Origin of the sequence: Kocuria sp. SM24M-10 (genome assembly GCF_001027955.1) — a bacterium.
Taxonomy (GTDB): domain Bacteria; phylum Actinomycetota; class Actinomycetes; order Actinomycetales; family Micrococcaceae; genus Kocuria; species Kocuria oceani.
Window position 1 is genome coordinate 25,743 of record NZ_LDNX01000024.1, and the last position, 21,078, is coordinate 46,820.

Sequence of the window (21,078 nt, forward strand, 5' to 3'; positions counted from 1 at the left end):
ACACGGATTTGCACATGTTCACAGCTGGGTTACTCGTGCGTCAACGACTTTTGTCCATAAATGGGCCCGCAGGAATGACCTCGACACGGCCATGGCAGCTCGATTTCCCACCCGCGGGGCTGGATGGCTATGATGGAGCAGTTGTTTCCGGCCGAGGCCGGACGCTTCACGGGATGTGGCGCAGCTTGGTAGCGCGCGTCGTTCGGGACGACGAGGTCGCAGGTTCAAATCCTGTCATCCCGACCATGTGATGTCTCAGGACATCGGCAAGGCCCGAACCCACGGATGTGGGTTCGGGCCTTCTGTCATGCCGGCGGAGAGCCTCAGGATATCGCCCGATCTGAGAGTGGCTCGGATGGGTCGTCCGCGCCCCCGGTGCCCGCGCCGACCGAACCGGGCGGCGCTCTCAGCTCAGCCTGCCTCCGGAGCGCTCGAGGTAACAGGCCGCGCACAGCGACTCGTAGGACACGGCCGCCCCGTCGATGGCCACCTGGTCGCCCTCGAAGATGAACCCTCCACCCACGCGCCGGGCGTTGAACATCGCCTTGGACCCGCAGCGGCAGATCGTCCGCAACTCCTCGACCGTGTGCGCCACCGCCAGCAGGCGGGCCGCGCCTGGGAAGGCCTCGGTGCGGAAGTCCGTGCGCAGGCCGTAGGCGAGCACCGGGACGCCGTCCAGCACGGCGATGCGCAGCAGGTCGTCCACCTGCGCCGGCGTCAGGAACTGCGCCTCGTCCACCAGCAGGCAGTGCACGGCGCCCTGCTCCTCGACGGCGGCGTGGAACTGCTCGCGCACCGAATCCTCCGGGGCCAGGAGGAGGTCGACGGTGCGCGACTCCCCCAGCCGCGAGACCACGGTTCCGGCGCCCTTGGAGTCGACCGCTGGCTTGGCCACCAGGACCGTCTGGTCCCGCTCTTCGTAGTTGTGGGCGGCCTGGATCAGCACCGTGGACTTGCCGGAGTTCATCGCGCCGTGGCGGAAGTAGAGCTTGGCCATCAGGCGGTGCGGCCGTGCGGGAACGAGGACATGAGGGCGTTCACGGGGGATGTCTCCTGGGGCGTGCTGCAGGTTCGAGGCGGGGGGCGTTCGAGCGGTTCCAGGACACTGTACGTCTACGGAATACCGGCCCGGGCTCGGGAGCACTGTCCTCATCGCTCAGCAGGCCGGAATGCACTCCCCTGCCCATGCACGCCGGCGGCGCGAGCGGTATCAGCGGCGCCGGGGCGCCGCGCAAGGGGCATGCCTGCGGGCGGGGTACCCTGCTGTCCCCGGAAGAAGCGACGCCCCACACCGAAAATGTCGCATATGCATGAATTAGGCTCCGAACCGAAGAACGTGCCCACCGGCGGCGCGGGGACCGGCTGATCCTCGCTCCCCGCTGCCGGTCGGGCACCGTCTTCGTCACGGGCGCCTCGGGGTGCCCGGTCACGTCCGCTTGCTCCGGGGGGAGTCACCATGAATCTCGAGATCGACCGCGTCCTCGACGACGCCGGCTTCGGCGCGCTCGGCGCCGTCCTGCACCTGTTCACGGAGTGGTCCCTGTGGCTGGGCATCGGCCTGGCCGTCGCGGCCGTCATCACGTCCGCCATGACCAAGAAGGTGCCGTGGACGCGGGAGGCCGCCGTGTGGCTGTGCTCCATGGCGGCCACGGCGTGCTTCGCCGTGCACTGGTCGGTCGGTGCCGCCTGAGCCGAGGACACGACGGTAGGCCTCGCCGCACGCTGTGCGACGGGGCACAGACACCGCTGTGGGCCTAATTTACGGGCCCTGACACACGTCCATTGTCATTTGAGCGGGCAGGCCATATGGGTTCCGTAAGCCACAGGAACTCCACCAGCACTACGATTCCTGCGCCCCGCCATGGCTAACCTGGGTATCGCCACCAAGAGAGCCATCGGGATGATGGACACCAAGATGGGGGACGCCAGGATCATCGCAGGGGCTATCAACCATGGCCAGTTGAAGCGAGCCGCCACAAAGACCAGAGCGAGCGAAACAGCGCAACGAGATGCAAAAAGCACCATACCGTCTTTTGTCCCATCTCGATTTGATATAAGGAACTCGAACCAGGCCTGCCAAGCTTGGGGATGCAGCACATAACCCACGGCCACAATCGATAACGACACCACTGCACCGACAGTGAGATTCCGCCATTGCCTGCGCCCGGCGAACCACAACAGACCGACACCCATGGTCACTTTGGTGAGGATCGGAAACGCCCACATACCGGGCCAACGCGTCCCCAGCACCGCAGCTACTGCGAGGAGCAGGTATATGTTGCTCACTAGGATCTCCGGCAGGCAGTAGATGAACAGCGGGACTGCCCACTGCCAGCGCAAAGGCCATACCAGCCATGCTGCTATCACGAGAAGCAACACCGTCCATAACGCCAAGAACGTTGGCCATGGCAACCAGGACAACGGCTTGATTAGCCACAAGAACGCAGGTGAGTACAAGTATGCGTCCAACGTTCCCGCGGGCCTGGGATAGTAAAGCTCCTCTTGGGCGGCCAACCAATATGCGTGCGAATCCTGGCCATAAATTCTGGGCTCCTCGAGCACGGCGTGAACAATTTTGCCCACGACCAGCACCGCCAAGACCCAGGCCGCCACCGTAGCCACCCGCATGAACACGGGGAACCGGCCGGAGAACGCTGCCGCTGATGCCGTTGGCCACACTCGTCCTTGCGTATTTACGGAAGACATAAAGCACCCACCCCACTGCGACTTAGTACTGGAACCATGCACGCCCACACCCACTTTTCAATGCGCCAGGCGTCAGCGAGGGAACTTGAAGAAAAGCGTCTCGTTCCCGTCCTCGAGCTCCCGGTCGGCTAGGGTCCAGCCGGAGCGGGTGAGCTGCTCGGCGAGGCCTTCGGTGAGCGCTGTGTCCGCGCCGGCCCGTCGCAGCTCCTCCTCAAGGGCGCGGGCGAGCATCTCCCCGGACAGGGGGCCGTCCGGTCCGGTGAGCTCCGGGGCGGCGAGATCCTCCAGCAGGCACAGGCCCTCGCAGGTGACCTCGACCAGGAGACCGGCCTCGAGCCGGGTGGAGGTGGTCGTGGTGGTCGACGTCGTGGTCCGTTCCGTCCTCTGTTCCGAGAACTCCCCCGCGGCCGGCGCCGCAGGAATTTGCATCAGGATCTGAGCAGGAACCTGGGAAGGGGCCTGCACCGGCGCCATGACGGGGGCGGGGGCCGCGACGGCGGTGGCCCCCTGTGCCGAGCCGCCGCTGCCGCCCGCCATCCGGGTCCCCGTCGAACTTCCGGCCACGGCGGCCAGGCCACCGGTCTCCTCGGCCGGAGCGGAAGACGGGGCTTCCGAGGCCGGGGCGGGCCGCGAGGTCGGCTGCGGCTCCGGGGTCGCCGAGGGGGTCGCCGTGGTCAGCGGCGGGAGCGGCTCGTAGGTGTGCGCGGACCGGGCCTCGGCCGCGGCGCCGCCGCAGCCGGTGAGCGCCGCGAGCGCGAGCGCGGCCAGGGCGAGGATGCGGGTCTGCTGGGTCATCGGGGTCTCCAGGAGCGAGAAGGGCGGAACGGCGGTCAGGAGGTCTGGTCCGATGCGGCGGACCGGCGGCGGCGTAGCGCCCACGAGCCGAGGCCGGCACCGACGGCGACCGCACCGAGGAGCACCGTGGTGAGGTTCTGCGGAGCGCCGGTGGTCTGCGCCGCTCCGATGCCGGTGTTCGCCGTGACGGCGTCGGCGTACAGGGAGCCGTAGCCGTAGTCCGAACCGAAGCCGGCACCGTAGTCGGAGCCGAAACCGGCGGATCCGGAGACGGTCGTGGTGGTCTCCGTGACGGTCTCGGTGTGCGTGCTCGTGGACTCCTCGAACAGCACGAAGGCGTCCAAGGTCGCGTTCACGCGCTGCACGGTCTCCGGGACGACGACCACGACCGGCACGTCTCGCTCCGGGGCCGCCCCGTCCTCGGCGGAGGGGTCCTGCCACACTGCGCCGTCCTCGGACGGCACCGGCCCGGGCTCGTCGGGGCTGTCGACGGCGTCCGGGCTCTCGGTGGTCCCGCCGTTGTCGGCAGCCGGGTCGGCGCCAGGAGTCTGCTCCGCTCCGCCGTCGTCGGGCACCTGCCCGTCCTCGACAGGATCGCTGAGGCCCGGTGCGGAGGCCTCCTCGATCGCGAAGGCAGCGCTGGCGGACCATCTGAGCTCGTGGTCCTGGCCGGCGATGAGCAGATCACGGTAGCGGTCGTCGGCGAGGACGGTGAGCTGGGTGGCGGGCGTCGTGGCGGCCACGGTCGCGGTGAGCTCGCCCTCGGTGGTGCCGGCCGGCACGGCCAGGTCCATCACCTGCTCCTGCTCCCCGCCGGTGACGGTCCGCTCGCGGGTTCCATCGGCGAAGGTCACCGGCCCGGAGAGGGTCACGGTGGTCCCGTCATGGACCTCCGGCAGTCGGACGAGGAGTCGCTCGGGACTGCCGTCGGGGGCCTTGGCCAGGGAGATCGCGTAGCTCGTCTGCGCCATGAGCACCGGCACGCGGGTGCGGGCGTCCTCGATCATGGCGGCCGCGCGGTCGAGGTGGGACCGTTCGAGGCCGGACAAATCCGGGGCAGGGACCTCGGCCGTGGCCAGGGAACGGACGGCCCAGTGCACGGCCAGCGCCTCGTGCAAGTCCGCGGTGGTTCCGTAGACGGAGAGAATGTACCCGGCCAGGGCGGCGTCGTCCGGTTCCCAGTAGACGGGGTCGTCGCCGACCTTCTCGCCGACGACCTGCGTCCATGGGCCGGCGGGGTCGTCGAACGGCTGGGCCACGGCGTAGTGCTCGTCGTCGAGGACACCCTCCCCGACCGGCGCCAGGGGCTGGCCCTCGTGGATGCCGTAGGCGGTGTCCCCGTTGCTCAGCGTGACAGGAGTGAAGTAGTGCTCCGGCCCGGCGGCGGGCGTGCCGTCGGGGACCTGCACCGCGGTGCCGTTGATCCCCACGGGTGCGGCGGCAGCCGGTAGCGCGGTCAGTATCGGACCGGCGAGCGCGGTGGCGCCGGCGAGCACCGCGGCGGCGAGCAGCCGGGGGCGGCGGGCGGACAGGGTGGAGGGCATGGAGTTCTCCTGGGGGATCATGACGGATTCGGTGAGGGGTCCACCGTCGTTTACAAATGTAATTGCATGGAGTGTTGGCGTCCCACTGGAAGACGCCGTGCGACGGGCGGTGTACCCGCAAGAGCGGACAGTCTCACGTCGTGGACCGTCACGGGATCGGCGCTGTCTCAGGGTCGAGGGCGAGATCCACCACGAGGTTGTTGGTGTAGGACCACGTGGGCGAGCCGTCGGGCCGGACGTAGTCGCCCGAGCAGGTGATCAGGGACAGTCCGGGCTCGCCGGTGAGCTCGAAGACGTCCTGTGGCAGCCCGGTCCGCGGGCTCGGCTCCCGCACGGCGACCACCGTGTAGGAGTGCACGGCCCCCGCGCCGTCGGAGACCCACAGCTTCTGCCCCGGTTGCGCGGTGTACAGGGTGCCCAGGGCGGGGGCCTCGGCGGGATGGTCCACGTGGCCGGCCAGCACGGCGTTGCCCTGCGCGGCGCCGATCGGGGCCGACTCCTCGTACCAGCCGATCGCCGCCCGGTCCGCGTGGGTGGGGACGAACATGGCCCCGGAGCCGTCTTTGCCGACGGCTTCGAGGGCCGCGTCCACACCGATCGACGGGGAGCACGCCCGCGCCCGGGTCAGCAGGTCGCCGCAGGTCTCCGGCACGGTCACACCGGCGCCGGGTCCCGGGTCACCGGCCTCCCGGGCCTCGTCCGCCGAGAGTGAGGCGGCGGCCAGCGGGCCGGGCGCGCTGACCGAGGAGGGGTCCGCGTGCTGGACGTCCCCGCCGACAACGACGGCCCCACCAAGCTGCTGCTGCACGAGCAGGCCGGCCGCGGCGAGAGAGACGAGGGCGAGAAGCGCCGGGAGCGCAGACCGAGAGAATCGGATTGGCGGTAGCTTCACACCGGCGAGGAGATTATCGAGCATCTCAAGACTGCATCTTCAAAAAGTTGAGAAAAGCGGGTCCGAGCACGGTCAGAAAAAGCACCGGAAGTATAAACAACATGAGTGGGATGACGATTTTTGTCGGGATTTTCTGCGCCGCCTCCTCAGCTCGCTGCCGACGTTTGACCCTCATCTCGTCGGCCTGTGTTCGAAGTACCGAAGCAATGGAAATTCCATAGGCGTCAGCTTGGATGACCGCGCGGGTGAACTGCCGCAGATCCGGCACGTCGGTACGTTGTTCCAAGGCCAAGTACGCCTCACGGCGAGGTATGCCAACGCGCATTTCTTGCAGGGTGCGCACCAGTTCCTCCGCCAGGGGGCCCTTGCCACCGTGGCCTGCCCTGGACATGGCGGATTCAAATCCAAGTCCAGCTTCCACGGCGATCATCATCTGATCCAGAGTGTCGGCGAGCTCGAGCCCGATTTCCCTCTGTCGTTCCACGCCGCGAGAATAGAGCAGTAGTTCTGGCAAGAAATAACCCACGGGCGTCATGACTGCGGTGACAACCAGAATCATGCCGTTGCCATTGGTCAGACTCAGCAACAGGAAGCTCACTAGAAGAGCGGCAACTGAGGCGTAGATTTTGCACGCCATAAGCCGAGTGACTGGCCAGTCCGCGGGGCGACCAGCCTTCGAATACAGGGACTCGAGGCGCTCCCGGCCGGGGTCGGTCGTGAAGCGCTGGGCCCAGCCAAAATTCGGGGCGTCACGCACGTCGACAGAAGTATTGTCGGCGAGTCCGACACGAAGATTCTCGCGCACCACCCTGTCTCCACCCCAGCGCACGCCCACGGTGAGCCAGATGGCCATGGCAGCGGCACCGGCAAGGAGCAGCGGACCTAGGAGGAGAGAGGTCATGGAGACGCCCTTCGAAACAATAGAAGAAATTAGAACTTGATCTTTACGGTGCGCGACATCCAGAAGCCGCCGACCGCGAACATGAGCAATGCGAGACCAATCATCGCGTAGCCGAGGAACCCGCTGGTGATGAACTGGGATATGTAATCTGGGGAAATAAGAGACAGAACGCCAGCGATGAGGACGGGCAATGCCATGAGAATGTAGGCGGACATCTTTCCCTCCGCCGAGAGCGTCCTGACCTGACGCTTGATCTGATTTCGTTCCCTGATGGTTCCGGCGACTCGGTCAAGTACCTCTGCGAGATCCCCGCCGACTTCCCTGTGGATGCCGATGGCCTGGGCGACCCAGGAAAAGTCCTGGGAGTCCATACGCTTGGCCGCCTGGTCAAGGGAGTCGTCGAGATTCATGCCGAGCCGGGTCTCGTTGACTATTCGAGTCAGCTCTTCCGATGTCGGCGCCTGGGATTCTCTCGCCACCGCGTCCACGGCCCGCAGCAGCGAATGACCGGCCCGCAGCGATCCGGAGAACAGCTGGAGGGTGTTGTCGAGCTGATCGGCGAAAATCCGCTTGCGTCGGTTCGTGAGGAACCCGATAGCCACCTTCGCCACCAGGGGTGCCGCCAGAATGAAGAGCAGGCCGAGTAGCAGTCCTCCGGCGAGGGTTCCGACGGCGACGGCGACCACCATTCCGACGACCACCAGGACGAGGAAGTCCGCCGGGGAGGACTTGATTCCGGCGTTCTCCAGCGCCGCGGCAACCTTGCGGGTCCAGCCCTTGCGCTCCAGGAACTCCGCGACCGCTTCGGTGGTGACGCCCGAGAGCCGGGACAGCTGCGAGGCTTCCAGCTCCCGGGGCCCGCGTGGGAGCCGACGCCGGTCCATCGGCAGCCGCGGGGTGCGGGAACGGAACACCACGAACAATCCGAGCAGCCCGGCGAGCATGAGCATCCCGGCGCCGACCAGCAGCGGAGCCATTAGCGCCGTCCCGGGTCGAATACAGAGGGGTGCAGCTTGATGCCGTAGTCCTCGAACTTGTCCACGAAGCGCGGGCGCACTCCGGTCGAGCGGGTTGTGCCGCGGAATCGGCCGGTGCGCGGGTCCACACCCGCGTCCCAGTCGAAGAGGAAGGCGTCCTGGAGGGTGACGGTCTCGCCCTCCATGCCCTGGATCTCAGTGATGTGGGTGACCCGGCGGGTTCCGTCGCGCAGGCGCGAGAGCTGGACGACCACGTGGATGGCCGAGGCGATCTGCTCCCGGATCGCTCGCTGGGGCAGGTCCATGCCGGCCATCATCACGAGGGTCTCCAGACGCGAGATGGTGTCCCGCGGGGAGTTGGCGTGGATGGTCGAGAGCGACCCGTCGTGGCCGGTGTTCATGGCCTGGAGCATGTCCAGAGCCTCGCCGCCGCGACACTCCCCCACCACGATCCGATCGGGACGCATGCGCAGGGAGTTCTTGAGCAGGTCGCGGATCGTGATCTCGCCGCGGCCCTCGATGTTGGCCGGCCGGGACTCGAGCTGGACCACGTGTTCCTGCTGCAGCTGCAGTTCCACGGCGTCCTCGATGGTCACGATCCGCTCCCCGTGCGGAATGAACGAGGACACGACGTTGAGCATCGTCGTCTTGCCGGTGCCGGTGCCGCCGGCCACGAGGATGTTGAGGTGCGCCTCGACACAGGCCCGGAGCAGGTCGGCCATCTGCGGGGAGACCGACCCGAAGCGGATGAGGTCCTCGATGGTCAGCGGGTCCTTGGCGAACTTGCGGATCGTCAGGGACGAGCCCTTCACCGCCAGGGGAGGAATGACGGCGTTGACGCGCGAGCCGTCGGGCAGGCGCGCGTCGACCAGCGGCGAGGACTCGTCGATGCGCCGGCCCACCTGGGTGACGATCTTCTCGATGACGTGGCGCAGGTCCTGCTCGGAGGCAAAGGTCGACTCGGACAGGGTCACTTTGCCCTTCTGCTCGACGAAGATCTGGTCCGGTCCGTTCACCATGATCTCGGTGACCGAGTCGTCGTCGAGCAGCTCCTGCAGCGGGCCGTAGCCGAGCACGTCGTCGCTCACGGAGCGGATCAGGCGGATCCGCTCCTCGGAGGACATCGGCACCTGCTCCTCGGCGACGATCCGCGTGAGCTCCTTGGTGGCGAAGTCCCTGAGCTGGACATCGCTGAGGCTCGAGTCGGACTGCCGGGAGCCGATGCGGTCCAGCAGTTCCTGCTTGACCCGGTGCTTCAGCCCGGCCAGCGCGTCGAACTTCCCTGACTGCATCCGCGGGGCCGGCTCGGCCGGCACCTCTCCTGCCTCCGGGGTCGAGGAGGGGAGCACGAGTGAGCTCAGGGCCGGCGCGCTGCCCACAGCCGGAGGGAAGTCCTCGGCCGTCGACGTGACAGCCTCCGCCTCAAGCCCATCAGCGGAACCGTCCTGATTGTCTGCGGCCCCGGCGGGAGGAGCCGGAGCCGCATGGGGCGGGGGGAGAGTCTCGCCGCGAGCGGCGGCCAGGCGTTCAGCGAGCTTCACGAGCGAACCAGAGCCTTCCGTGACAGGCCCCGCCGTGGAGCGGAGCGGTCGGGAGCGAAAGAGTCGACGAGGGCCTGCAGCTGCCGGGCGGCCTTGTCCTTGGGTGCGTGCAGCAGCAGGGGCTCGCCACGGTTGGTGGCATAGGCGGCCATGCGGGAGCGCGGGACCACGTGGTCGACCGAGGCGCGGATCGTGGCCTCGACGTCCTGCACGGACAGCCCGGTATTCCGGTCGGCGGCATTGACCACGACCTGCGCACGAGGCGGCACCAGGTCGATCTCCCCGAGCAGGTCCATCTGCTTGCGCAGCCCGCGCACCCCGGGAACGTCCATGCCCGTGAGGAAGACGACGTCAGTGGCCGCCTCCAGTGCCGCGAGGGCGTGCTCGCCCATGCCGGGGGCGGTGTCGATGATGACGTACTGGAACTGGCCGGAGAGCTGTTCGAGAAGGTGCGCCACCTGCTCGCCGCCCACGAGCTCCCCTTCAGCGGGGTTGGCCGGGGTGCACAGGGCGTAGATCGAGGCGGGGTGGACGGTGAGGAAAGTCTTGAGCACCAGGGCGTCGTCGACAGACGGGCCGCTCACGGCCTCGGTGAGCGAGTGCTCGGGTGCCAGTCGCAGGGCGGCGGCCACGTCCCCGAACTGGACGTCCAGGTCCACGATCACCGTGCTCATGGGCGCGATCCGCCCCAGCCCCACGGCCAGGTTGGTGGCCACCGTGGTCTTGCCGACCCCGCCCTTGGGCGAGGTCACGACGATGGTGCGCGAGTCATCGCGACGGGCCGACGGCACGGGGTGCAGGCTCCCGGTGGCCGGCCCCCCGGAGGGCAGCACGCGGCGGCGGGACGCTGCGGCGTCCAAGACGCGGGACAGGGTGCCGAGGATGCCGTCGGGGTCGGCGTCGAGGTCGAGCACGTCGCGGAAGCCGGCGCGCATCGCAGCCACGGCCAGGGACATGTCTCCCGGCACCACCAGGACGAGGGCGACCTCGGGGCGCTGGATGTCGAAGACACCGCCCAGGCGCATGGCCTCGTAGAGGTCCACGCCGGGGCCGATGACGACCACCGAGGGGAGTTCGCCGACGGAGCGACCGAGCAATTCGTCGGGCGTGGACGGCAGGGCGGTGCCGAGGACGGTCTGCACCTCGCCGGGCAGGCGGCCCTGGACGGCCTGGCGGAAAAGGGCGTCGTAGGCGGGATCGCCGGTGACGAGCAGCAGGCGGCTCATGAGAAGTCCTCCCGCGTGGCGCCGTTGGCGTTCTCCTCGGCGTCCTCGGGCTCGAGCGAGAGCCAGATCCGGCCGAACTCGGAGGCGTAGACGATCTTCTCGGCGGTGTCGGCGTTGACGGCGAAGGTGACGAGCATCGAGCCCTCCGGAACGGCCGGGGCTTCGGAACCGGTGGTCTCCACGCCGTCCTCGCCCGTGGCGGGTGCCGCAGTGGAGGGCGCGCCCTGCACCGAGGTGACCAGGATCTTGTCCAGGTCCTTGGCGGTCCGGGACTGACGGTTGTCATCCCCCTCGAAGGACACGAACAGCCCGACCCGGTCCCCGGCTCCGAGCTGGCCGCCGACCACTCGGGGCGCGTCCAGCTGGACGGTCACCTCCTGCAGTCCCTCCGGTACAGGCACGGTGCCAGGAGCCTCGAGGGCCTCCGGGTCGACCAACCGGGAGCCGAGCAGCTGCTCCCCCGGCTGCAGGTCGACACCGGCGACCTTGCCGCTCTGGCCGTCGAGGGAGGACAGGGCCCCGTCCGGCACGACGGCGGCCGGCACCGTGTGCACGGCAATGGACTCGCCGAACTCCTTGACGGGCGTGCCTTCGGGAATCGGTGCGGTGACGAGGTACACCTCGCGCGGCTCTTGGTCGTCTAAAGCGCGGGCGTCGGCGCTGCCGACGTAGGTGGTGACGAGGATCAGACCGGCGATGGCCAGGACGGCCATCACGAAGCCGGCGAGAATTCGGATTTTCACGGGAGTGTCATCCTCACTGGGTGAGCAGAGCAGAGTCAGTGTGAGAGAAGGGGGAGTCAGTCGGTGAGCTCGACGACGGCCAGGCCGTTGGACGGTGGCTGGATTGACAGTTCGTAGTCGTCGAGAGTCACGTACTCGACGAAGCGGCCGTAGATGCCCTTGTTGCAGGAGTTCGAGGACCCGGTGCAGGCCGGGTAGTTGTACTCCTCGTTCGAGGTGAACTTCCAGCCCAGGACTTCGAAAGCCACCCACGCCGTGATGGTGTACTCGGCATTGGCGCCTTCGCCATCGACGTTCTGGTACACGGGAAAAAGCAGGATGTTGTCGAGCGCACCGCTCTTAATCTGAGCCAGGATTTCGTCGCACACGCTCGGTAGGTTCGCGCCCGTGTCAGCAGCGACGACCACGGAGACCGAGACGTCAGCACCACACGCCGGATCGTTGTCGTTCTTGGCGAGCTTGTACCAGCCGAAGCCGCCTGCGGAGCCTGTTGTTCCGGAGGGGCAGGCCGCCGAGTTCTTGTTGTCCTGCATCCCGATGACCACGGGCCCGTCGTCGAACTTCGCGTCCACCTCACACTGAGCGAAGGCGATGGACAACTGAGCCGGTCCCTTCTTGACCGCCCCCCACCGCGCCCCCGAAGACGCGCCCACGGTGGCCGAGTCGTGACCAAGAACCCGTGCGAAGGCGAGAGACAGCGATCCGACCCCGCTTTCGTCGCCGGTCGCGAGACGCACGTCGACACTCTGAGCTGCCATGCTGACGGTGGCCTCTGCGACGGCGGCCGCATCATCCGTCGCATTGGCGTCGGCCAGAGTTTGGGCAGTGTCGGTCGGAATAGCGCAGTCCGCTCGCCCCACGGCACAGTCCTGCGCGATGGCCAGCGCGGCGGCGTCGGCGCCCGACTGCAGCTCGGCACGCTCCTGATAGAGCATGCCGACATCGATGGCAAGCGCTGCAAAACCGAGGAGCACGACAAGCGAAAAGGCCGTTATGACTGTCACGGCCCCGCGTTCGCCATCCGTTCGATGGACGGCCCGGGCATCGAGGAGAAGACCGATCAGCCGCCGCATCGCATGGCCGCCTTGCCAGTGAGATTCCAGTCGCCCACCACGCCGGTCAGCGTGTCCATCGGGTAAGTGATGGTGACATTCACGGAAGTTCCTGGAGCGCACGCTGCCGGGTCCGCTGCGAAAGACATGTTCGCAGCGGTGAGCGAGGGGGCAGCGTCCCGACCAAATGCAATGGCGTTCCCCCAGTCGCCTGTCACCGCCATGTGGCGTGCCGTCTCCCGGGCCGCGTGTGTCAAGCTGATCTGGGTGTTGTAGGCACGGCCGAATTCCATGATGCCGAAAAGAATGAGAAGCAGGACCGGGACGACAAAGGCGAACTCGACTGCCACGGCGCCGCGTTCTTCACGCCACTTGCTCATAACTATCCCTACTGGCTAGACAAGACTTTGCGCCGTGGCACCCCAGCGCGGGGCGCCACGGCGCGAAGATCTGGAACTGTTATTAGGCGGTGACCTTGCTCTTGATGTCGGTCAGCATCGTGTTCAGCTGGCCGTCGAGCAGGAGCAGTGCGCCGAGGATGGCGACCGCGATCACACCGACGATCAAGCCGTACTCCACAGCGGTGGCGCCCTTCTCATCCTTCTTGAGGCGGTCGGCGGCGTCGAAGAAAACGTTCTGGATGGTGATGAGCAGAGGCAGCATGGCAGGATCCTTAGAAATAAGGGGGTTGGGAAAATGGGTCCGTCAGCTCTGTCGGTATATGCCTCGCGGCTCTCCCCGTACCGGGCTACTGACCTGTAAGAAGACTAGGCTTTGCTCTAGCAAAACCACAAGCATTCGAACGCATGCAGTTTGGGGGACGTCAAACAGCGACGTAATGCCTAGTGAAAAAGTAGATGCTCGTGCATGGAGGTGCACGTCTGCCCACTTGTCCCCCGAACAGCGTCAGTACAGCCCGGGCAGCAGGTACTCCCGGGCCACCCGCTCCCCCACCACCACGGCCAACAGAGCGCCGGTCAGCATCGACGGGCCGAACGGGACGTCGCTGCGCAGGCCACCGCGGCGGGACGCCAGCACGGCGAGCCCCACCACCGCGCCGATCACGGAAGCCAGGACGGCGCCGACGAACAGCGCACCCCACCCCTGGTAGCCGAGGAACAGGCCGAGCACGGCGGCGAGCTTGACGTCACCCATGCCAAGTCCCGCCGGTGAGATCAGCGCCAGCACGAGGTACAGGACGAAGAGCGCGAAAGCGCCGAGCACGGCCCGCAGCAGGGCACCCCAGTCGCCCTGACCTGCGGCGGCGCAGGCGAGGAGCATAAACCCGACGCCCAGCGCGGGCAGGACCACGGCGTTGGGCAGGAGATGGTGGCGCAGATCGATCACGGTGAGCACCACGGCCACCGCGGCGAAGAACAGGTACGCCGGCAGCTCCCACGAGACGCCCAGAACTGCGGCCACCAGAGCGAACAGGACAGCCGTGCCCGCAGCGAGCACCAGTCGGGACGGAGCCGGCCGCGGCTCGTCCTCGACGGGGCTGTAGCGGACGACCACCCGGGGCAGGAGCGCTCCGAGCACCGCACCGACCAGGCCCGAGCCGAGCAGGAGCCACAGGGGTGCTGCGTTCACGGCGGTCTGCACGGATCGGCCCCTCGATGTCGTGGGCGCTTCGACGGTCGCCCGGTGGACTGCTGTCCCCACATGCGGGGTGCTGTACGGCTCAGACCCTAACCGAGGACCGGTCTTTTCCGGTGTCGACGCAGGTCGCCCGGCATTTCCTGGAAAGCGAATGTCGATATGCAGGAAATGACGCAGCACGCATTCTGCGACACCGCGAACTTTGAAAAGGTCAGCAACAAGGGCCGCCAATAACAATCAGTGTCCTGCTTATTTCCCGGTTCAGCACGAGAGCACGATGTCGAGCGCCGTCTGCAGCCCGTGCTCCCGCCGGATTCCCTGCCCCACCCGCTCGGCGGTGACCGCGCAGGCGAGCGCCTCGACGATCGCCCCTGTGAGCCGCTCCGTGGTCAGCCGCTTCCGGGGAACGGGCGCCGCGGCGAGGCCGCGCCGATGCAGCTGCCGGCCCCAGAACGGCTGGTCGGCCAGGAACGGAACGACCACGTGCGGCACGCCGGCCCGGGCCACGGTGTGCACGGTCCCGGCTCCGCCGTGGTGGACGGCCAGCGCCGCGCCGGACAGCACCGCGTCCAGCGGCACGGACCGGATGACGTGGACGTCGTCGCCGCGCAGCGCGTCGGACAGCGCCAGGCCGCCCCAGCCCGTGAGCAGCAGCGTCCGCAGACCGTGGGCCCGGGCGGCCTCCACCACCGCCCTCCCCCGGGCCAGCGGGTCGCCGGCGGCCATGGAGCCGAAGGTCGCCACCAGGTACGCCCCGCCCCGGAGGAATCGGAGCACCGCGGGATCGAGGTGCGGAGTGTCGGCGTCGTCGTGCCACGCGCCCGTGAGGTGGGTCGTGGCAGGCCAGTCGGCGGGGCGGCGCAGCAGCTGCGGGCTGATCGGCACCAGCGACGCCGCCGGAGCGGAGACAGCAACCCCTGCCGAGAAGCCGGGCAGCTGCGCGCACGCCCGCTCGATGTCGCGGCGGAACATCCGCCCGGCGGATCGGGTGGCCGCATAGGTGCACCGGTTGAACGGCCCGAGGTCGCGGTCGACCACCCCGGGCGCCGGGAACTCTCGGGTGGGGGTGAGGACGGGCACGGTCTCCACCACCACGTGCGGAACACCGAGCGCGTCGGCGACCGCCGGGGCGGTGAGGACCTTGGGGTGGTGCACCACCACGTCGGGCCGGTAGGCCAGGGTCTCGCGGACGGCGGCGGAGAGCATCCGGCGCATGCCGGGGCCCACCTCGGTGCGGTAGGAGCGCACAGCCGTCCACGGCGAGGCGCCCTGCGTGCCGATCAGCCGCTGGAAGTCGACCTCCAGGCCCACCGTGTCGAGCCCGGACAGATCGGCCCCCGGGTTCGCGGGTGCGGCCAGCCGGACCTCGTGCCCCTGCGCTGCCGCGCGGCGGGCCAGCGCGGCGAAGGGCTCCACGTCCCCGCGGGAGCCCGCGGTCAGCAGCATCAACCTCATGGTGCGTCCTCTCCTCGTGCGCACAGCCTAGATCCGTGTTCTCCCGGGCACGACGACGCCGGGGCGGTGCCGCGCGAGCGCCGGTCGAGCGGCCCGTTAGCGCGTCCGGGGCGGTTCCTAGCATGAGGAGTGTCGGAGGTCACACCGGCCGGTGCGGGTCTCCGGCACACACCATCCATCGGTTCTGCGAAGGACGATCGACATGAGCACGCACACGAATCCCTGGCCCGCCGGCACGCCTTGCTGGGTGGACCTCATGGCTTCCGACCTGGAGCGCACCCAGACCTTCTACCGCGACGTCCTCGGCTGGACGTACTCCGAGTCCCAGCCCGAGTACGGCGGCTACTGCAACGCCCTGCTCAACGGCAGCGGCGACACCAGCGGCGACGGCGATCCCGTGGCCGGGCTGTCCCCCACCATGGAGGGCATGGAGGACGCCCCGCACGTGTGGTCGGTGTACCTCGCCACCGACGACATCGCCGCCCACGCCGCGAAGGCCACGGACGCCGGGGCCACCCAGGTCTACGAGCCCATGGAGGTCGGCCCCTTCGGATTCATGGGGATGTGGGTCGATCCCACGGGCTCCACCTTCGGGATGTGGCAGGCCAAGGAGCACACCGGCTTCCGCCGGGTCGACGAGCCCGGCACCACGGCCTGGTGCGACCTCATGACCGGCGACCCCGCCGCCGCCCGGGACTTCTACGCGGGCGTGTTCGGCTACGAGTACCAGGACATCGGCGACGACTCCATGCCCTACGCCATGTTCAGCGTCCCGGGTGGAGAGCGGCCCGCCGGTGGGATCGGCGGCCCGGACCCCACCACGGACGGCGCCCAGCAGGGATGGGGCGTGGCGTTCCAGGTCGAGGACGTCGACGCCGCCGCGGAGCGCGTCCGCCGCGCCGGAGGCTCGATCACCGCGGAGCCGTCCGACTTCGAGTACGGGCGGATGGCCGCGGCGACCGGCCCGGACGGTGAGACCTTCGTGATCATGACGCCGTCCGAGTCGATGTAGCGGACGGGACCGCACCGCGCCCGGTTCCTGAGCCCGGAGCAGGAGCAGCGCCCGGCTCAGGAACCGGGTGCGGTGCAGCTCTCCTCGGGCCCCCAGCGCAGCCAGTCGGGCAGGTCGGCGGTGAAGGCATCGCGCACGGCGGCGGTGTTGGTGGTCGTCCAGTCCACGGGCCCGTCGATCTCCACCTCGTGCTTGTCCCACTCGAACCAGCTGATCAGCTTCAGCTGCGGGAAGTCCTGCGGGATCGCCGGGTCGAAGACCTGCCCCCACCAGGCCTGCTTGATCGCCAGCTCGTCGGCGCCGCCCGCGGCCGGGTTGTACAGGGCGGCGGTCTCCGGGATGGCCACGGGCTTGCCGCGCCGTTGCCCGTACTCGGCGTAGAAGTCGGGCACGGCGCGGTCGTCGCCGCCGGCGCCGTCGTAGGTGCCGGTGAGCTGGGCCGCGAACTTGCCGGGCTCGGGGACCTCGTTCTCGCCCCAGGGGTACTGGTCGCCCCAGTGGTACAGGGACATCCCCACCCAGTCCACGGCGTCGTCGCCCGGGTAGTACGGGGCATACGGGTCGTCGGCCATGGTGAGCTCGCCGTTCCCGTCGGTGTCCAGGGCGGCGAAGTCGGCGGTGCCGGGCTCGGCCTCGTACTGCCCCCTGGCGAACGGGTACCCGCCGCCGTAGTTGGGGGCCCACATCATCGCCGAGCCGGGGGCCTGCTCGTGCACCGCCTCGGCCACCCGGCGGTAGGCCTTCACGTAGGCGGTCGGCTGCTGGCCCCAGGCGTACCAGGAGCCGTTCATCTCGTGGGCGAAGCGCACGATGACCGGCACCCCGGAGTCGTTGATCTCCGCCAGATCGGCCGCCAGCGCCTGCACAGCCTCGTCGGCCACCTCCTCGAGCCCGCCCTGGGGCTCGAGGGTCAGCAGGAGCATCTGCCCGTCGGCGCGGACCTGGTCGGCCGCCATCCGCAGGTAGTCGTGCCCGCGCTCGTCGTAGGGGAAGCCGGTGAAGGACACGGAGACCGCGGGCCGGTGACCCAAGCGGTCGGCGTAGTCGGCCGGCGGCTTGTCCTCCCAGTCCAGGTTCACGCCGTAGAGGGCCCCGGACTCGGGGGCCAGCTCGGAGCGGTCCAGGACGGTGCACACCGGCGACGGCGGCGCCTGGGCCTCCTGCTCGGCACGGGCGGAGAGCTGCGAGGCGATGGTGCCGCCGCCGAGGGCCAGGGCACCGACGACGACCACGGCGACGAGCGAGGATTCCTTCACGCCGTCAGCTTAGGCACTTCTCCATCGAAAATCATGGAACTGCGCCGGGAACGATGCATCGGGACGGGAGGCCCGCCGGGCCCCGTCGCGGTCAGCCGAGCAGCACCACGTCCAGCCGCCGGGGCCCGTGCACGCCCTCGACCCGCTCGAGCTCGATGTCCGAGGTCGCCGACGGCCCGGAGATCATCGTGACCGGAGCGGTCGGCTCGACCCGGGCCAGCGCCTCCGGGACCAGCTCGACCACCGTGTCCAGGGCCACCACGCAGATGTGGTGGTCCGGGACCAGGCTGATCGCCCGCCGGCCCTCGTCGGCGCGGCCGGTCAGGAAGATCGTGCCGGTCTCGGCGCAGGAGACCGTGGAGGAGGTGATCACGGCGTCCACCGCGTTGAGCTCGCGCACCCCGAGGGCGGAGGCGGCCCGTGCGTCGTTGGGGTCCACGATCGCCCGCCGCATGCCGGTCTCCTCCGGCAGCCACGAGCGGTCCAGGCCCTCGGGCACCACGTAGCGGGAGGACGCGCCCAGCAGCGCGGCGATCCGGCCCGGCAGGGACCCGGGCGTCTCCCGGTGCACGGTGGCCTTGTAGTCGACGAGCCGGTCCTCGAGCATGTCCACGACCTCCGCGCGCGCGCGGCCGGAGGCCCGCCGGTAGGTGCGCTCGACTCCCAGGACCGCCGGGGCGTCGCCCAGCGCGCCGCGGATGCGGGCCAGGATCTCGGTCTTCGCGTCGGTGCTCATGCGGTCCCCTCCTCGTCGTCGGCGGCGCCCTGAACCCCGTCCTGCCGCAGCCGCTGCTCGGTCTCGTCCCCGTGCTTGGCCCACCAGTTGCGGAAGGACTCCTTCGGCGGGGCGGGGATGTCCCGCTGTTCGGTCCAGCCGCTCACCACGCCGGGCAGCCAGGAGATGGCCCGGTCCCGCCCGGCCACGGCCCGCCCCAGCGGCAGGCCCTTCTCGGCCAGCGCCATCCGCGTGCCGGAGGACATCACGAAGGACGCCCCCTTCATCATCAGGTCCATCTGGGACGGGACCTGCGGCCCGCGCCGGGACGGCGCCCCGGCATCGGCGGCGCCGTCGTCGGGCCGTTCGCCGTGACGGGTGCGCACGTCCTCGTCGCGCAGGTGCACGAGGATCTCGGGAATGTTGATCTTCACCGGGCAGACGTCGTAGCAGGCCCCGCACAGCGAGGACGCGTAGGGCAGGGAGGCATTCTCCGCGGAGGTGATGCCGGTGAGCTGCGGGGAGAGGATCGCACCGATCGGCCCCGGGTACGTGGAGCCGTAGGCGTGGCCGCCGGTCTGCTCGTAGACGGGACAGACGTTCAGGCACGCCGAGCAGCGGATGCAGTGCAGCGCCGAGCGTCCCTGGGGATCGGAGAGCACCGCGGAGCGGCCGTTGTCGAGCAGCACCACGTGCATGTCCTGCGGCCCGTCCCCGGGCGTGACGCCGGTCCACAGGGAGGTGTAGGGGTTCATCCGCTCGCCGGTGGAGGAGCGCGGGAGCAGCTGCAGGAAGACCTCGAGGTCCTGGAAGGTGGGCACGATCTTCTCGATGCCCATCACGGTGATCAGGGTCTCGGGCAGGGTCAGGCACATCCGGCCGTTGCCCTCGGACTCCACCACGGTCAGCGTCCCGGTCTCGGCGACGCCGAAGTTGGCCCCGGAGATCGCCACCGAGGTGGAGAGGAACTTCTCCCGCAGGTGGGACCGGGCCGCCTCGGCGAGGTCGCGCGGTTCGGCGGTGAGGCTCTCGTCGGTCTCGGGCATCTCGGCCAGGAAGATGTCGCGGATCTCGTGCCGGTTCTTGTGGATGGCGGGAACCAGGATGTGGGAGGGCTTGTCGTGGCCCAGCTGGACGATCAGCTCGGCGAGGTCGGTCTCGGTGGCCTCGATCCCGGCCGCGGAGAGGTGCTGGTCGAGGCCGATCTCCTGCGTGGCCATGGACTTGATCTTGATGACGTCGGTGGAGCCGGTGGCCTGCACGAGCTCGGTGACGATCCGGTTGGCCTCCTCCGCGTCGCGGGCCCAGTGCACGGTGCCGCCGCGAGCGGTGACGTTGCGCTCGAACTCCTCGAGCAGCTCCGGCAGGTGCGCCATGACGCGCTCCTTGATTGCGGAGCCGGCGCTGCGCAGCTCTTCCCAGTCGGGCAGCTCACCGGCCACCCGGGCACGCTTGCCGCGGATGGTGTGGGTGGCGTGCCGGATGTTGGCGCGCATCTGCGCGTTGCCCAGCTCGTGCTTCGCGGCGGCGGGGAACGCCGTCTCGGCGTGCAGGTTCCCCTGCCCGTGCACGGGACGGACGGCGGGCATTCCCAGGGCGGTGCGGCTCACCGGGCACCTCCTCGGGCGGTGGACGTGGCGGACGGGCGCGACGACGGCACCGCGCGGCGCCCCTTCGCGGACGGGATGGACAGCTCCACCGGCCCGGAGACCTCCAGCGGGTTGCCCCGGGTCGAGGCGAGGATCTCGGCGAAGTGCACCGTGGTCACGCCGGCGTCCCGGCGGGCCATGGCCCCGCCCAGGTGCAGCAGACAGGAGGCGTCGCCCCCGGTGCAGAGCTGCGCGCCGGTGGCGACGATGTTGTCGATCTTCTCCTCGGCCATCGCCGCGGAGACCTCGGGGACCTTGAAGGAGAAGGTGCCGCCGAACCCGCAGCACTCCTCGGCGTCGGGCAGGTCCACGAGCTCGAGGTCGGCGACCGAGGCGATCAGGTCCCGCTGCCGGTCGCCCAGGCGCAGCAGGCGCATCCCGTGGCAGGACGGGTGGTAGGTCACCGTGTGCGGGAACCAGGAGCCCAGCTGGGCGGCCGCGTCGGTCACGCCGAGCACGTCGGTGAGCAGCTGGGAGAGCTCGTAGGTGTTCGCGGCGACGACCTCGGCCTGCCGGGCCAGCTCCTCGTCGCCGCCGGCGCGGGCGACCATGGGCTGCTGGTGCCCCAGGGAGGCCACGCAGGAGCCCGAGGGGGCCACGGCCACGTCGTAGTCGGCGGCGGAGAAGGCGTGGACGTGGTTGCGGACCACCGGCAGGGCGTCGTCCATGTAGCCGCTGTTGACGTGCATCTGCGAGCAGCAGCCCTGCCCGGGCGGGAACACCACCTCGTGGCCGAGCCGCTCGAGCACCCGCACGGTGGCCAGCGCGACCCTCGGGTACATCGCGTCCACGATGCACGTGGCGAACAGGGCGATTCTCATGCGGCCTCCGGACGGTGCGGGGAACGGGGGCGACGACGCGCTGCCCCCTGTGGTCTGACCATGCTAGACCGGTGAGAGCGGTCACACAATCGAGCCCGTCCAACCCGGGAGCGGGGCCGTGTCCGGCTTGGGCGTGTGACCTGGGACATGTACTGTTCGTGCTCGTGCCCCTGTGGTCCGACCATAGGCGGTCC

Annotated in this window: 20 protein-coding genes, 1 tRNA gene and 1 pseudogene; 3 read left to right on the forward strand and 19 right to left on the reverse strand. The window is 69.2% G+C overall.

Annotated features, from left to right (window positions below):
- Positions 1–169: 169 nt before the first annotated feature.
- Positions 170–246, forward strand: a tRNA-Pro gene (locus ABL57_RS02825).
- A gap of 160 nt (positions 247–406) precedes the next feature.
- Here ABL57_RS02825 and ABL57_RS02830 read toward each other — a convergent pair.
- Complete coding sequence (locus ABL57_RS02830; RefSeq protein WP_047801930.1) at positions 407–997, reverse strand: thymidine kinase; 591 nt, start codon at positions 995–997, stop codon at positions 407–409.
- A 459-nt stretch (positions 998–1,456) separates the two neighbouring features.
- Here ABL57_RS02830 and ABL57_RS02835 point away from each other — a divergent pair, with 459 nt between their 5' ends.
- Complete coding sequence (locus ABL57_RS02835) at positions 1,457–1,690, forward strand: hypothetical protein (RefSeq protein ID WP_047801931.1); 234 nt, start codon at positions 1,457–1,459, stop codon at positions 1,688–1,690.
- Positions 1,691–1,785: 95 nt separating this feature from the next.
- Here the strand turns inward: ABL57_RS02835 and ABL57_RS02840 are convergent, their stop codons facing one another.
- From ABL57_RS02840 to ABL57_RS02905, 14 genes and pseudogenes are all read right to left on the reverse strand, one after another.
- Positions 1,786–2,562, reverse strand: coding sequence for a glycosyltransferase family 87 protein (locus tag ABL57_RS02840; protein ID WP_203225541.1), 777 nt, complete (start codon positions 2,560–2,562; stop codon positions 1,786–1,788).
- A 216-nt stretch (positions 2,563–2,778) separates the two neighbouring features.
- The gene (locus ABL57_RS02845; RefSeq protein ID WP_047801933.1) at positions 2,779–3,501 is read right to left on the reverse strand and encodes a hypothetical protein; all 723 of its coding nucleotides are present in this window, start codon (positions 3,499–3,501) and stop codon (positions 2,779–2,781) included.
- Between the two features lie 35 nt (positions 3,502–3,536).
- Entirely contained in the window at positions 3,537–5,045 is a 1,509-nt protein-coding gene (locus tag ABL57_RS02850) for a hypothetical protein (RefSeq protein WP_047801934.1), read from the reverse strand.
- A 148-nt stretch (positions 5,046–5,193) separates the two neighbouring features.
- Positions 5,194–5,853, reverse strand: coding sequence for a class F sortase (locus ABL57_RS02855; protein ID WP_160310769.1), 660 nt, complete (start codon positions 5,851–5,853; stop codon positions 5,194–5,196).
- 109 nt (positions 5,854–5,962) lie between these two features.
- On the reverse strand, positions 5,963–6,838 hold the full coding sequence (locus ABL57_RS02860; RefSeq protein ID WP_047801935.1) for a type II secretion system F family protein: 876 nt from the start codon (positions 6,836–6,838) through the stop codon (positions 5,963–5,965).
- Between the two features lie 224 nt (positions 6,839–7,062).
- A pseudogene (locus tag ABL57_RS02865) lies at positions 7,063–7,815 on the reverse strand (type II secretion system F family protein); the annotation flags it as partial.
- Positions 7,815–9,356: a CpaF family protein gene (locus ABL57_RS02870; RefSeq protein WP_371212457.1), complete on the reverse strand. Its 1,542-nt coding sequence runs from the start codon at positions 9,354–9,356 to the stop codon at positions 7,815–7,817. The pseudogene ABL57_RS02865 and the gene ABL57_RS02870, both read right to left, overlap by 1 nt.
- Positions 9,353–10,582: an AAA family ATPase gene (locus tag ABL57_RS02875; RefSeq protein ID WP_047801938.1), complete on the reverse strand. Its 1,230-nt coding sequence runs from the start codon at positions 10,580–10,582 to the stop codon at positions 9,353–9,355. The genes ABL57_RS02870 and ABL57_RS02875 overlap by 4 nt, the downstream gene beginning before the upstream one ends.
- On the reverse strand, positions 10,579–11,325 hold the full coding sequence (gene cpaB, locus ABL57_RS02880; RefSeq protein WP_053004702.1) for a Flp pilus assembly protein CpaB: 747 nt from the start codon (positions 11,323–11,325) through the stop codon (positions 10,579–10,581). Before cpaB ends, ABL57_RS02875 begins: the two co-directional genes overlap by 4 nt.
- A 56-nt stretch (positions 11,326–11,381) precedes the next feature.
- Positions 11,382–12,398 (reverse strand): pilus assembly protein TadG-related protein, encoded by a 1,017-nt coding sequence (locus tag ABL57_RS02885; RefSeq protein ID WP_047801939.1) that lies wholly within the window; start codon positions 12,396–12,398, stop codon positions 11,382–11,384.
- Positions 12,386–12,757: a TadE/TadG family type IV pilus assembly protein gene (locus ABL57_RS02890; RefSeq protein ID WP_047801940.1), complete on the reverse strand. Its 372-nt coding sequence runs from the start codon at positions 12,755–12,757 to the stop codon at positions 12,386–12,388. Before ABL57_RS02890 ends, ABL57_RS02885 begins: the two co-directional genes overlap by 13 nt.
- A gap of 82 nt (positions 12,758–12,839) precedes the next feature.
- Complete coding sequence (locus ABL57_RS02895) at positions 12,840–13,040, reverse strand: Flp family type IVb pilin (RefSeq protein WP_047801941.1); 201 nt, start codon at positions 13,038–13,040, stop codon at positions 12,840–12,842.
- A 243-nt stretch (positions 13,041–13,283) separates the two neighbouring features.
- Entirely contained in the window at positions 13,284–13,979 is a 696-nt protein-coding gene (locus ABL57_RS02900) for an A24 family peptidase (protein ID WP_047801942.1), read from the reverse strand.
- 258 nt (positions 13,980–14,237) lie between these two features.
- Positions 14,238–15,431 carry a glycosyltransferase gene (locus ABL57_RS02905; RefSeq protein WP_047801943.1) on the reverse strand — a complete coding sequence of 398 codons (1,194 nt, stop codon included), beginning with the start codon at positions 15,429–15,431 and terminating at the stop codon, positions 14,238–14,240.
- Positions 15,432–15,633: 202 nt separating this feature from the next.
- Between ABL57_RS02905 and ABL57_RS02910 the strand changes: the two genes are divergently transcribed.
- On the forward strand, positions 15,634–16,443 hold the full coding sequence (locus tag ABL57_RS02910; RefSeq protein ID WP_047801944.1) for a VOC family protein: 810 nt from the start codon (positions 15,634–15,636) through the stop codon (positions 16,441–16,443).
- A 56-nt stretch (positions 16,444–16,499) separates the two neighbouring features.
- Here the strand turns inward: ABL57_RS02910 and ABL57_RS02915 are convergent, their stop codons facing one another.
- The 4 genes from ABL57_RS02915 to ABL57_RS02930 all read right to left on the reverse strand — a co-directional run bounded on the left by ABL57_RS02915 (position 16,500) and on the right by ABL57_RS02930 (position 20,884).
- On the reverse strand, positions 16,500–17,699 hold the full coding sequence (locus ABL57_RS02915) for a glycoside hydrolase family 26 protein (protein WP_047801945.1): 1,200 nt from the start codon (positions 17,697–17,699) through the stop codon (positions 16,500–16,502).
- 91 nt (positions 17,700–17,790) lie between these two features.
- Positions 17,791–18,435, reverse strand: a complete 645-nt coding sequence (locus ABL57_RS02920; protein ID WP_047801946.1) for an LUD domain-containing protein — start codon at positions 18,433–18,435, stop codon at positions 17,791–17,793.
- Positions 18,432–20,024, reverse strand: a complete 1,593-nt coding sequence (locus tag ABL57_RS02925) for a LutB/LldF family L-lactate oxidation iron-sulfur protein (RefSeq protein ID WP_047801947.1) — start codon at positions 20,022–20,024, stop codon at positions 18,432–18,434. Before ABL57_RS02925 ends, ABL57_RS02920 begins: the two co-directional genes overlap by 4 nt.
- On the reverse strand, positions 20,021–20,884 hold the full coding sequence (locus tag ABL57_RS02930) for a (Fe-S)-binding protein (protein ID WP_047801948.1): 864 nt from the start codon (positions 20,882–20,884) through the stop codon (positions 20,021–20,023). Before ABL57_RS02930 ends, ABL57_RS02925 begins: the two co-directional genes overlap by 4 nt.
- Positions 20,885–21,078 lie beyond the last annotated feature (194 nt).